This is a genomic window from Amorphoplanes digitatis (assembly GCF_014205335.1).
Lineage (GTDB): Bacteria > Actinomycetota > Actinomycetes > Mycobacteriales > Micromonosporaceae > Actinoplanes > Actinoplanes digitatus.
Window position 1 is genome coordinate 5,745,721 of the sequence record NZ_JACHNH010000001.1, and the last position, 12,080, is coordinate 5,757,800.

The 12,080-nt window shown below is 72.0% G+C and carries 10 protein-coding genes; 6 read left to right on the forward strand and 4 right to left on the reverse strand.

What is annotated here, in order from left to right; all coding sequences use genetic code 11:
• Positions 1-48 precede the first annotated feature (48 nt).
• A complete protein-coding gene (locus tag BJ971_RS25315) occupies positions 49-720 on the reverse strand; it encodes a response regulator (RefSeq protein ID WP_184995703.1) in 672 nt (223 codons plus the stop codon).
• On the reverse strand, positions 695-1,873 hold the full coding sequence (locus BJ971_RS25320; RefSeq protein ID WP_184995704.1) for a sensor histidine kinase: 1,179 nt from the start codon (positions 1,871-1,873) through the stop codon (positions 695-697). The genes BJ971_RS25315 and BJ971_RS25320 overlap by 26 nt, the downstream gene beginning before the upstream one ends.
• A gap of 208 nt (positions 1,874-2,081) precedes the next feature.
• On the opposite strand from BJ971_RS25320, the gene BJ971_RS25325 reads away from it, so the two are divergent.
• From BJ971_RS25325 to BJ971_RS25335, 3 genes are read left to right on the forward strand one after another with little or no spacing between them, the layout of a single operon-like run.
• On the forward strand, positions 2,082-2,714 hold the full coding sequence (locus BJ971_RS25325) for a DUF4386 family protein (RefSeq protein ID WP_184995705.1): 633 nt from the start codon (positions 2,082-2,084) through the stop codon (positions 2,712-2,714).
• A gap of 50 nt (positions 2,715-2,764) precedes the next feature.
• Positions 2,765-3,133 carry an effector-associated constant component EACC1 gene (locus BJ971_RS25330; RefSeq protein WP_184995706.1) on the forward strand — a complete coding sequence of 123 codons (369 nt, stop codon included), beginning with the start codon at positions 2,765-2,767 and terminating at the stop codon, positions 3,131-3,133.
• A gap of 7 nt (positions 3,134-3,140) precedes the next feature.
• A complete protein-coding gene (locus tag BJ971_RS25335) occupies positions 3,141-6,299 on the forward strand; it encodes a caspase family protein (protein WP_239087181.1) in 3,159 nt (1,052 codons plus the stop codon).
• A gap of 1 nt (position 6,300) precedes the next feature.
• On the opposite strand, the gene BJ971_RS25340 is transcribed toward BJ971_RS25335, so the two are convergent.
• Positions 6,301-6,918, reverse strand: coding sequence for a VOC family protein (locus tag BJ971_RS25340; RefSeq protein WP_184995708.1), 618 nt, complete (start codon positions 6,916-6,918; stop codon positions 6,301-6,303).
• A 128-nt stretch (positions 6,919-7,046) separates the two neighbouring features.
• Between BJ971_RS25340 and BJ971_RS25345 the strand changes: the two genes are divergently transcribed.
• The 3 genes from BJ971_RS25345 (at position 7,047) to BJ971_RS25355 (ending at position 9,784) form a co-directional block, all read left to right on the forward strand.
• A complete protein-coding gene (locus BJ971_RS25345; RefSeq protein ID WP_184995709.1) occupies positions 7,047-8,411 on the forward strand; it encodes an NAD(P)/FAD-dependent oxidoreductase in 1,365 nt (454 codons plus the stop codon).
• A 39-nt stretch (positions 8,412-8,450) separates the two neighbouring features.
• Positions 8,451-9,353 (forward strand): sigma-70 family RNA polymerase sigma factor, encoded by a 903-nt coding sequence (locus BJ971_RS25350; protein ID WP_184995710.1) that lies wholly within the window; start codon positions 8,451-8,453, stop codon positions 9,351-9,353.
• 68 nt (positions 9,354-9,421) lie between these two features.
• Positions 9,422-9,784, forward strand: a complete 363-nt coding sequence (locus BJ971_RS25355) for a sigma-70 family RNA polymerase sigma factor family protein (RefSeq protein ID WP_184995711.1) — start codon at positions 9,422-9,424, stop codon at positions 9,782-9,784.
• Here the strand turns inward: BJ971_RS25355 and BJ971_RS25360 are convergent.
• Positions 9,747-12,074 carry a glycoside hydrolase family 9 protein gene (locus BJ971_RS25360; protein ID WP_239087176.1) on the reverse strand — a complete coding sequence of 776 codons (2,328 nt, stop codon included), beginning with the start codon at positions 12,072-12,074 and terminating at the stop codon, positions 9,747-9,749. The genes BJ971_RS25355 and BJ971_RS25360 overlap by 38 nt on opposite strands.
• Between the last annotated feature and the right edge of the window lie 6 nt (positions 12,075-12,080).

A 12,080-nucleotide genomic window follows, 5' to 3' on the forward strand; every position in this document is an offset into this window, starting at 1 on the left:
AGCAGTGCTCTCGCTTGAGATCAGTGAATCGCATTCAGGCGCTCTCAGTCAAGAGCAGTGCTCTCCCGGGACGATTCTGCGGGTCTCGTAGGCCCACATGGCCAGTTCGACGCGGTTACGGGCGCCGAGCTTCCCCATCAGGCTCGCCAGGTGCGTCTTGACCGTGCTCAGGCTGATGTACAGCGTGTCGGCGATCTCGGCGTTGGCGAGTCCACGGGCGACGGCGAGCAGCACGTCCTCCTCGCGCGCGGTGAGCGGGTCGATCGGCTGGGCCGCGGGCCGCCCGGTCGGCACGTCCGCGAACGCCCGCAGCAGCCGCACGGTGACGCTGGGCGCGATGAGCGCCTCGCCGTCCCTTGCGGCACGCACAGCCTGCACCAGCAGCTCGGGCCCGGCGTCCTTGAGCAGGAACCCGCGCGCTCCGGCGCGCAGTGCCCCGTACACGTATTCGTCGAGGTCGAACGTCGTGATCACGACGACCACCATCGGGTCGACCGTGCCGGGCCCGGCGAGCTGCCGGGTCGCCTCAAGGCCGTCCAGCTCGGGCATCCGGATGTCGAACAGGCAGACGTCCGGACGCAGCTCGCGCGCGAGCCGCACCGCCGCCCTGCCGTCGACCGCCTCGCCGACGATCTCGATGTCGGGCTGCGCGCCGAGCATGATCCGCAGCCCGGTCCGGATGATCGCCTGATCGTCAGCGATGAGAACCCGGATCGACACGGCTCACCACTCCCCCACGCGGCAGCTCGGCCTCGACCAGCCAGCCCCCGTCGGCGCAGGGTCCGGCCCGCAGGGTCCCGCCGAGCAGGCTCGCCCGCTCGCGCAGCCCGGTGAGGCCGTAGCCGCCCGGGCCGCGGCCACGCCCGGCCGCGACGCCGTCGTCGCGCACCGAGACCCGGACCCGGTCCGGGTCACCGGCGACCCGGACGACCACCGTGGTCGCCTGCGCCGCGTGCCGGGTCGCGTTGGTCACCGACTCCTGGACGATGCGGTACACGGCGGCGTCCACCGCCGGCGGAAGGCGGTCCAGCGGACCTTGCAACCGCAGGTCGACCGGCAGAGCGCCGTCGGCCGTGCGGGCCAGCCGCTCGAGATCGGCGACGCCGGCGGGCGGCGCGAGCTCCGCGCGGGCGTCACCGGCGCGCAGGGCGCCGACCATGGCGCGCATCGCCTCCAGGGTCCGCGCGCCCTCCTCCTCGACCCCCGCCAGGGTCTCGACGGCGCTCGCCGGGTCCGCGCCGGCGAGAACCCGGCCGGCCTGCGCCCGGATGACGATGGCGGAGACGTGGTGCGCCACGGTGTCGTGCAGCTCTCTGGCGAGCTCCACCCGCTCCCGGGACCGCAGCTGCTCCAGCTCGCGCCGGCGCGACGTGGACCAGAGGCGCACCGTCGCGCCGACGACGCCGGGAAACGCCAGGACCACGAGGCTGCCGAGGTGCTCGCCGACCTCGGCCGGGCCGGCGATCACCGACGTCACGAACTCGGCGAGCAGCACCGCCGACCCGAGCACGATGTCCCGGCCGGAACCCCACCGTGGCAGCGCATAGACCAGGACGAGCAGGATCGCGCCCGTGTAGAGCCCGACCGGCCTCGGATGCCCGGCCACCAGGTCGACGAGCGTGAGCACGATCCCCGCGCCGAAGGCGAGCACGACCATCGCCAGCGGGTGCGTACGGCGCCACAACGTCGCGAGGCACAGCCCGGCGGTGACGAGCACGGACACCGGCCACCAGACCACGTCCGCCCGCCAGGCCGCCTCCAGCCCCGCGCAGGCCAGGCCGGCGGCGAGCAGCACCCAGTCCCGGCGGACCCGCGCGGGCGGGTCCGGCACCCGCGGCGCGGTCCACAGAGTACGCAGCTCGTCTCGGAACACGGCTCCAGCCTCAGGCAGCGCCCGGCCCGGCACATCGGCCGAAAGAACGAGCCGCCTCCCGTACCGCCGGCCCCGGAAAGGCGCTGCTCAGCGGCCGATGCCGGGCCGCGCCCGGGCAACGAGGCTCGTCGTCGACGGTCGCCGGGCAGGCGGCCGAGGACACTCAGGAGGACTCACGATGCATACGTCGAACCGAACGTCACGTCCTGTGGGTGTGCTGTTCATAGCGGCCTCGGCCACCGCAATCGCCGGCGGCTCGCTGCTGCTGCCCATTCAGGAACCGGACTTCCTGAGCGAGGGCGGCGGGCGGGCTCCCCTCGTCACCGGCGCCCTGCTCGAGCTGTCCCTCGCCCTCGCCGTCATCGCCATCGCCGCCCTGCTGCTGCCCGTGCTGCGCCGCACCGACGAGGCCATGGCGGCGCTGTACCTGGCGACCCGGTCCCTGGAGGCGACCCTGATCGTCGCCGCCGCGCTCGGCGCCCTGGTGATGACGTCCCTGGCCGGCACCGGCGCGACGGCCGCGACGGGCGACCTCGTGCTCGGCGGCCGCGAGCTGGCCTACCGCCTCGGCACCCTGGTGGTGTTCGGCGCGAGCGCCGTGACGCTGAACGCCCTGCTGCTGCGCGGCCGGCAGGTGCCGCCGTGGCTGGCCTGGTGGGGGCTGACCGGCGGCGGCCTGCTGCTGATACGGGGCGTCATCGAGACGTACGGCGTCGAGCTGTCCGGCCCGGCGCAGGCCGCCCTCGCCGCCCCGATCGGGGTCGAGGAGATGGCCTTCGCGGTGTGGCTGCTCGCCAAGGGCCTTCGCCGCGATTCACTCGAAAGTGTTGGTCGTCAATGACTCGGGAGAGGTATTTTTGCACCTCGGTAGCCTGATCTTCGGGAGCTGTCATGCGGGTCGAGATAACGTCGTCCGACTATCCGGATCTGCTGTCCCTGCACGACTGGATCCGGCATGACCCCGCGATAGCCCGGCAGTCGGAGATCGTTCTCGGCTCGTCCGGCCGTGCGCCGGACCAGCAGGGCACCCTCGACGTCATCGACGTGGTGCTCAGCAACGCGACGGCGCTCGCGGCCCTCGCCGTCTCGTACGCCACCTGGCGGCAGGCGCGCCGGGCTGAGTCCCGCACGACGTTCCGGTCGGGGCCGCACGAGGTTTCGGTGAACGGCGACGAGGCCGACCCCGCCAAGCAGATCGTCGAGGCGATTCCTCCCGGCGAGGAGGAGCCCGACGCCCCTCGGCACCCGGACCAGGTGTGACGCCGTGATGCTTCCCGATGTCGAGCGATCCCGGGCCGTCCTGATCGGAGCGTCGGCATACAAGGAGCTCACGGACCTGCCGGCGGTCCGGCAGAACCTCAGCCGGCTGCGGGAGCTGCTGACGGACCCGTCGGTCTGGGGCCTGCCCGAGGAACACTGCGTGATAGTGGCCGACGAGGACTCGCCCCTCAAGGTGCTGGACGCCGTACAGGCGGCCGCCGAGGCGGCGACCGACACGCTGCTCGTGTACTACGCCGGGCACGGGCTGCTCGACCAGTCGATGGATCTGCTGCTCGCGCTGCCCGACTCGGACGCCCGCCGGATGTACATGTCGATCCGGTACACGGACATCCGCCGGGAGCTTCGCCGGGCGGTGCAATGCTCGTCCAAGGTAGTCATTCTCGACTGCTGTTTCAGTGGCAGCGCGATGCGCGACGGAATGGGCCGGATGGCGGAGATCGCCGACCAGGCCGCCGTCGAGGGCAGCTGGCTGGTCACGGCCTCCGCGGAGCACGCACCCGCCCTGTCACCCCCGGGCGAGCCGTACACGGCGTTCACCGGCGAACTGATCAAGCTGCTTGATCGCGGCGTGAAGGACGGCCCGGAGTTCCTCGACGTCGACACCCTGTACCTGCGCATCTATCAGGAGTTGAAGGCGCGGGACCGGCCGGAGCCGCAGCAGCGCATCGGCAACAAGGGCGCCCAGATCGTCATCGCCCGCAACCGCTGGACGGCACAGCAGGGCGAGCCCGAGGCCTCCGGCACGTCGTACCTGCCACCGGAGCTGCTCCGCGACATACCCCGCTCGCTTCCGTCGCTGTCCGTGGAGGTCGACGAGCGGCGCATCGCCGGCCGCGACGACGATGCCGAACGGGTGCTGCGCGCCATCGGCCAGCACCGCTCGGCACAGGAGGTCGCCGCGACCCTCGGCTGGTTCGAGCACCAGGAGCGCCGCGACAACCTGTCCGCGGTGCTGCTCGGGCTCAGCTACCGCGACGTTCGCGACTCGCACCGGGTCTTCGGGGTGCTGACCCAGATCGACGCGCCCGGCGCCGCCGAGGCCCTGCTGGTCGGCGAGGCGGGCGGCCCGCCGGAACGAATCGCACAGTGGATCACCATGCTCCTCCAGACCGCGGAGCCGGAGGGGCGGATCCGTACGCTGCTCGACGCCGCGGTCGTGTCCGCGGCGCAACTGCCGGACCGGCTCATCGACATCATCAGCAGCCTGCTGGTCCGCAAGCTCACCGAGGCGATGGAGTACCTGCTCGACCGGTACGGCCGCACGATGGACGGTCCCGGCGCCGCCGTGGTCGCGGACGCCCTGCGCGAGACCGGCCGTGACGAGGCCGCGTACCGGCTCTACCCGCTGTCGATCGACACGCTCGCCGATCGGGCGCCCGTGCACATCGCCGCCCTGGTCGGCGGGCTGCGTGCGCACGGGATGTCCTTCGCGGCCGGCCGGCTGGCCATCGAGGCCGCGGCACGGCAGCCCACCGCGGACGACCGCGCAGATCTGATCATGTCAATGACCGGTGCGGGCGACCTGGACGACCTGGTCGACGGCATCGTGGGGGTCTTCGCCGAGGAGCTCGGCGACGACGAGCTGGGCACGCTCGCGGACATCCTGCGGCAGCGCGGGGGAAACGCCGTCGGGCTCTACATCGCGAAGGCGGCGCACCGCCCCATCGAGGTCACCATCCAGTACGTGAACGAACTGGTCGAGACCGGCCGGCCGGTGGACGCCTTCGCGATCCTCGAACAGGCCGGTGCCGATCGCGACGCCGACGAACTCGACCAACTGACCCGGGGCATCATCGACACCCCCGGGCACCGTCGCAGCCGGCGCGTCTTCGCCGCGGTGGCCGCGAAATCGTCACCCGGCCTGTGCGACCTGTACGAGATCCTCCACCGGGCGGACGACGGCCGCGCCGGTCTGCTGCGGGAGGCGCTGCTGAGTCGCCCGACGGCCGAGGTGTTGCGGGTCGTCGTCGCCCTGACCCGGACGAAGCGGCCGGAGCTCGGCACGGACCTGCTGGTGGAGGCCGTCCGGAGACAACCGGCTCTGCTGCCGGACGGGCTGGAGCTGTGGGGCGACGAGGAGACCATCGACCCGCTCATCCTGGCGACGGCCGGCGCGCCGAGCCTCGGCTCCGCCGTGCCCCGGCTGGTCCGTAAACGCCTGCAGCTGCACCACGGCGCGGTGGGCTTCGACGACTCGCTGACCCGGCATCCGCCCGCCGCGATCTTCACCGTGATCACGGCGTACTGCACGGTCGAGGGCAACAGGTACCGCATGTCGACGGTGACGTGGCTGGTCCGCCGCGTCGCCGATGACGTCGCGTTCCTGCTGCACGTGCTCGCCTGGGGCGCACGCTCGCGCCAGTCGGCCGAGGCGATGGCGGACGCCGGCGCCGCCACCCTGGAACTCATGATCGAAATGGCCGTCCGGGGCGGGCCCCGCTATGCGATCGCGCTGTTCGACGCGCTGCTGCGGCGCAACCTTGGAACGATCATGAAGAGGTTCGTGGTGAGCCTGCGGCGGTACCACACCGCGGGGGTGGACATCTTCATCCTGGCCAGCGCGCTGCACCGGACCAGGGCGAGCACGCTCAGCATCGAACTGCTCCGCGGGCGGGCCCAGCTGCCCTTCAAGGCCACCGTCGATCCCTTCGCCACCGCGGTCTCCGAGATTCTCTACCGGACGAAGAGCCCGTTCGCGCGGGTCATCCGCTATCCCGCGGAGCCGGACCTGATCGCGGTCCTGCGGCATCAGGGCCTGGTCGAGGACGACGACCACTGCCTGCTGATCCTGCAATACCAGTTCCTCCTGCGGCTGCGCCGCATCGTGTTCACCGGGACCTACGCCCGGCACTGGTCGGGCACGATGCTGATGTACAGCGAGCTGGTGCAGGCGGACCGGGTCGTCAGCCACGGCACGGAGCTGTGGCTCTCGCTCGGCGGAACCCACTTCGCCGGACGCTGGACCATGGGATCGAACGCGGAGTGCAACGAGCTGGCGGCGCTGCTGCGCAGCGTCCGGGAGCGGCTGGTCAGCGTCAAGTCGCGCTATCAGGAGCTGGCCATCGACGCCCCGGCGATCGCGCGCCCGGCCGCGCGGCCCAGTATCGAGCGGGCCGGGCAGGACGGCGGGCCACCGCCGGCCTGAGTCACTTCGGCGGTTCGGTGCCCGCCTGCTCGCTGGCCATGTACTCCGCGTACCAGTCCGGCCAGTTCTCGTCGGCCTCGCCGGTGCGCTGCTCGTGCTCGCCGTGGGCGGCCGCCGCGCGGCGCATCGCGTCCGCCAGGCCCGTCACCGACGTGTACGTGGTCACCCCGGGGTCGATCCTGCCCGGCAGCCGCGTGGTGACCTCCTGGAGCAGCCAGCCGTTGCCGTCCGGGTCGCTGAACGCGGCGAGCGAGCCGTAGGTGGCCCGGCCGGGCGCCGGACCGTCGCCGCTCTCCTCCAGCGTCCGGTGGAATATCTCGCCGACCTCGACGCCGTGGCTGGTCAGCTCGTCGCGCGCCCGCTCGATGTCGGCGACGATCAGATACAGGTTCCGCGCCGAACCGGGCGGGCTCGCCTCGGTTCCCGGAGCGAAATGGATCGAGCAGGATGAACCCGGCGGGGTGAACTGGATCGCGCGGCCGCCGGCGAGGGCGAAGTCCGCGTCGAGCCGCCATCCGAGGCCGGCGTAGAACGCCTTCGCGCGGTCGAGGTCGGCGACCGGGAGGGTCACCACCTCGAGCTTGAAGGCACCGCTGTCGCCGTTGTCCGTCGTCGTCATCGCGACCTCCCAGAGCTGCTCCACACCACGGTGTCACCATCCGCGTGCCAGAGCCAGGCCTACCACCATGTCACAAAACAGGGGACCGTCCGGTCTCTATTGATGACTGCGAGAGACAGGGAGCCAAGGTGCGGACCATTCTGGTGGTCGGCGGCGGGTACGCCGGCTTCTACACCGCCTGGAAACTGGAGAAGAAGCTCCGCCGGGGCGAGGCGCGCGTGATCGTCGTCGACCCGCGGCCGTACATGACCTATCAGCCGTTCCTGCCGGAGGTCCTGGCCGGCTCGGTCGAGGCGCGGCACGCCGCCGTCTCGCTGCGCCGGCACCTCAGGCGGACCCGGCTGATCGCCGGGCGGGTCACCCGGATCGACCATGCGAAGAGGACGGTCCGCGTCCGCCCCGCCGTCGGCGAGGAGTACCCGCTGGAATACGACATCATCGTCGTGACCGCGGGCGCGGTGACCCGTGCCCTTGCCGTACCCGGCGTGGCCGAGCACGCGATCGGCATGAAGCACGTCGAGGAGGCCGTCGCGATCCGCGACCGGCTGCTGACCGCCTTCGACCAGGCCGCCGGGCTGCCGCCCGGCCCGCAGCGCCGCAAGCTGCTCACCGTCACGTACGTCGGTGGCGGCTTCTCCGGCGTCGAGGGCTTCGGCGAGCTGCTGACGCTGGCGCGGGCGCTGGTCCGGCGCTACCCCGAGCTGAGCCGGGACGAGCTGAGCTTCCACCTCGTGGAGGCCAGCGGCCGGATCCTGCCCGAGGTCGGCGACGGGCCCGGCGAGTGGGTGGTGCGCTCGCTGGAGAAGCGCGGCGGGCGCGTGCACCTCAACACCCAGCTGCTCTCCGCGAACGACGGTCACGTGGTGCTGTCCAGCGGCGAGGAGTTCGAGTCCGAGCTGATCGTCTGGACCGTCGGCAACGCCGCGAACCCGATGGTGCACAACCACACCGACCTGCCCGTCAACGCGCGCGGCATGCTGGTGGTGCGGGCCGACCTGCGGGTCGGCACCGAGCAGGAGCCGGTGCCGGACGCGTGGGGCGCCGGCGACGACGCGGCCGTGCCCGACCTCGCCGCTACCCGCGACGGCGCGACGACGGTGCCGAACGCCCAGCACGCGGTCCGGCAGGGCAAGCTGCTGGCCCGGAACCTGATCGCCACGCTGCGCGGGCGCGAGCCGAAGCCGTACGTGCATCACAGCCTCGGTGTCGTCGCCACGCTGGGCCTCGGGCGCGGCCTCTTCCAGTTCCGCCGTCTGGTCGTCAAGGGCCTCCCGGCCTGGCTGATGCACCGCGGCTACCACGTCCTGGCGGTGCCGACCTGGGAGCGCAAGTTCCGGGTGCTCGCGGTGTGGGTGACCGCCGCGCTGTTCGGCCGGGACATCGTCTCGCTGACCTCGGTGCAGCACCCACGGGAGGAGTTCGTGGCCGGCGCGGGCGCTACCCTGCGAGCGCCCGCCCGGAAGGTCGTCGCGCCGGCGGGCGAGACCCGGTAAAGGGTGGCGATCGCGGCGCGGCGGGCGACAGGGGCCGGTGTGACGAGTTCCGAGGTGGGTTCCGGGAGTGTTGAGGAGGCCGCGGCGGTCTTCACGGCCGCGCGGCCGCGCCTGTTCGGGATCGCGTACCGCATGCTCGGCAGCGTCGCCGAGGCCGAGGACCTGGTGCAGGACGTCTGGCTGCGGTGGCAGGCGTACGACCGCGCCACGGTGGTCAATCCGGCCGCGTTCCTGGCCACCACCACGACCCGGCTGGCCATCAACGCGCTTCAGTCGGCGCGGGCGCGGCGCGAGACGTACGTCGGTCCGTGGCTGCCCGAGCCGGTCGACACCAGCGCCGACCCGTACCTGGGTGCCGAGCGGGGTGAGGCCCTGGAATTCGCGGCCGTGCTGCTGATGGAGAAGCTCACACCCAACGAACGCGCCGCCTACGTGCTGCGCGAGGCCTTCGATTACCCGTACGCGCAGATCGCCGACATCCTGCGGTCGACCGAGCCGGCGGTGCGTCAACTGGTCAGCCGGGCCCGCAAGCACATGCGCGGCGAGCGGCGCACGCCGGCGAGCACGGCGGCGCAGCGTGAGCTGCTTACCGCGTTCATCGTGGCCGCCCGCTCGGGTGACCTGACCGCGCTGGAGCGGCTCTTCACGCCGGAGGTGACGAGCATGTCGGACGGCAACGGCATGCCGCGGGTGTCCCGCACGCCGATCGTGGGTGTGCCGCGGGTGGCGGGGTTCATGAGCGCCGTCTCGGGCTGGCTCTGGAGGGACCTCGACGTGCGCTGGGTGAGCGTCAACGGCCGGGCCGCCGTGGTGCTGCGGCGCGACGGCGGCGCGCGCCCGATCCACGCCGTGCTCACGGTGTGCGCCACGGCCGACGGCATCGACCGGGTGCTGTGGATGTTCAACCCGGAGAAGATCGCGGCGGTGTCCGGCCTGGCCTGACCCGCGGATGTCACAAACCGGCGCGCTACCCGGTCAGCCTAGGTATCAGCGCTCACGTGGAGGGAGCCGTGAATCGGCATGACGATGTCGTGCGAGGGTTCGCCGAGGCCTGCCGGCGGGGCGACGTCGCCGCGCTGCGGGCCGCCCTCGCCGCCGACGCCGTCGCCGAGTGCGACGGTGGCGGGGTGGTCCCCGCCGCCGTGGACCCCGTACGCGGCGCCGGGGACGTGGCCCGGCTGGTCGCCGTCCTGCTGCACACCCGGCCGGACACCGAGCTGACCGTCGAGTCCGTCAACGGCCGCGCCGGGCTGGCGCTGCGCCGGGACGGGCGCGCCGTGGCGGTGGTCGCCGTCGAGGTGGCCGGCGGCCGGGTGGCGGTCCTCTGGGTCGTGCTCAATCCGGCCAAGCTGTCCGGCTGGCATCGCCGCTGAGAGACGGTCTTCTCCGATTCATGCCGTTCTTCTGGTCGGCGAGGAATGACGAGACCCAGGACAGGCTCGAGTTCCAGTTGATGGTGATCTCGTTGGTGGAGTAGGCGTTGATGTCGTCCATGTAGCAGAACTGGGCGACGCAGCCGGCGAGTTTCACCCTGGACAGCGGATCCTGCAGGCCGGAGTTCGGGCCGCCGGCGACCGTGCCGGCCGGCGGGTGTGGCAGCCTCGGGTCGAGTTGACGCGCGTACATCCGGGAGTGCTGGTTCCGGGCGAAGACCGTGCCGTAGCCGGTGACGTACGAGATGTTCAGCGCGTTGCGGCCGAACAGGAAGTCCGCGGCGGTGAGCACCGCTTCGGAGTACCTGGATCGGCCGGTGAGGTCGTACGCGGTGCCGATCACCACCATGTTGTTGAGAATCGAGCTGTTCGAGCCCCATACCCACCTGTTGTCCGAGGGCGCGTACGGCTGCCCGTACGCCTGGGTGGATTGCAGTGCGACCAGGGCGTCCGCGGCCGCGACCACCGAGGCGCGGACGCTGCGCCGGCCGGGCAGTTCGTTGTCGACGGTGGCGAGTTCGAGCCGGCCCAGCGCCGCGGTCGAGCCCCAGTAGAAGCCGTCCGGGTCGAAGACGTTCATGGTGTGCAGCGGCGAGCCGAGCACGTCGGCGCGGTAGGCCCGCTCGCCGGTGGTGAGGTACAGCTCGGCCGCGGCCCAGTAGAACTCGTCGGTCGCGTCGCTGTCGGCGTAGGCGCCACCACCGGTGCCGTCGGCGTTCGAGGCGTACAGCGCGGGGTTTGCCTCGGCGGCGGCGTAGGCGGTTCGGGCCGCGGTCAGCAGACGGCGGGCGAATGCCCGGTCGAAGCGCTTGAACAGCCTGGCGCCCTGTGCCGCCGCGGCGGCCAGGTTGAGCGTCGCGGCGGTCGACGGCCGGTGCAGGGCACGGGGTTTCGCGTCCGCCGCGGGCGCGAGCGGCAGTCCGGTCCAGGTGGTATCGCTGATCTTGTGGTAGGCCATCCCGGCCAGCGGCTGACCGTCCGGCACCTGCATCCGCAACAGGAAGTCGAGCTCCCAGCGCGCCTCGTCGAGGATGTCCGGCACGTTGTTGCCCCGCTCGGGTACCCGTAGCGTCCCGTCCCGCAGCGCGTGCCTGTCGGTGTCGTCGGCGGTCCGGTTGCGCTCGTACTCGGACAGCAGCTGAGCGACCGCGATCCCGCCGTTGACCACGTACTTGCCGTGGTCGCCGGCGTCGTACCAGCCACCGGTGACGTCGCGGGTGAAGCCGGCCGGACAGGTCCAGTTGTCCGCGAACACCGCCGGCGGCAGGCACGGCACGGCGGTGTCGCCCTGGTTCGGCGCGACGCCGACGTGTCCGGCGGCGCGTGCGTAACCCGGCGCGATCGTGTCGAGGATCGGGGTACCGCTGCGCTGGGTGTAGAAGAAGGTCTTGCTGTCGACCCGCAGTGCCTGGTACGCGGCGTCGGAGATCGGGAACGGATGGCTGGTCGCGCCGTCCGCGGTGAGGGTGTACCCGGAGCCGCCGCGGCGGTACGACGAGAAGTCGAGCGTCTGCACGTTCTGGCCCGAGGTCGGGTCGACGCCGCGGGCTCTGGTCCAGCCGCTGCGGACGACCTTGCCCTCGGCGTCGTTCAGCGTCCAGGGCACCGCCGTTGTCGCGGTCGTGACCAGGGTGGCCGCCTTCGGCCCGTACGGAAGGTAGCCGACCTGGTTGACGCGCATCCGCGGCCCGGTATCCGGCTGGTACGGCAGGACCGGCTTGCCGCCCTTGAGGCTGACGTTGTCGATGCAGAAGGTGAAGTCGGGCTTGCCGCCGAACTGGAATCCCAGCTGGCCGTCGGCGAAGTCGCCCTTGCCGGTGCCGGTCACCGTGTACGTGGTCATCCCGGGCGTCATGGTCTTGACGCTGCTCAGCACGGTGGAGTAGCTGCCGGAATTCTGCTGGAACACCACGGTCACCGGCACCGCGGCGGTGCCGGCGGCATCGAACGTCAGGGTGTAGGTCGCCCCGTTCTGGATCTGCAGGTTCGGCAGGGCCAGCATCGAGTCCCACGGGTTGACCGACCCGGTGCCGGTGTCGACACAGGCCTGCCCGTCGACCACGCGCAGCTTCCCGCCCGCGGTTCCGTACGCCACCCACGGTGCGACCGTGGTGTCGAAGGTGCCGTTGGTGACCTGGTCGAATTCGTCGGCGGCCCGGGCCGTACCCGGGTATGCGACGGCGACCAGGGTGACGCCGGTCAGCACCGCCGGGATTCTCTTCGTGCGCACGGGAGC